The organism is Marinobacter iranensis (genome assembly GCF_029207565.1).
GTDB lineage: Bacteria > Pseudomonadota > Gammaproteobacteria > Pseudomonadales > Oleiphilaceae > Marinobacter > Marinobacter iranensis.
In genome coordinates this window covers 1-256 of sequence record NZ_JANCMW010000292.1, presented here as the reverse complement: position 1 = coordinate 256, position 256 = coordinate 1, and the positions used below count along the sequence as shown (strand labels likewise).

Here is a 256-nt window from a genome sequence, read left to right as displayed (position 1 = left end):
ATGGAGATGTACGTCTCGCGCATCGGCTTCACGCCGGGCTTGAGCGCGTCGATCGCCGCATCGACGAAGGCGGTCGCCGCCTTCTTCTTGGCGTCGGTCTGCACCGATTCGAGCTGGGTCGAGAGGGTCGCGACCTGGCTCTGGAGCGCGACCACGAGCGTATCGTCGGCCTTGCCCTTGGCGAGCGTGGTGACGCCGGCCAGCACGACGGAAGCGTCGGCATTGGCGTCCAGGCCGGCGGCCGTGGCAATCGAGC

Annotated in this window: 1 protein-coding gene; it reads right to left on the bottom strand. The window is 68.4% G+C overall.

The window, feature by feature from the left end; translation table 11 throughout:
• Positions 1 to 256, bottom strand: a 256-nt coding sequence (locus NLU14_RS22425) for a hypothetical protein (RefSeq protein ID WP_275710775.1), incomplete at both ends; no start/stop codon positions are given.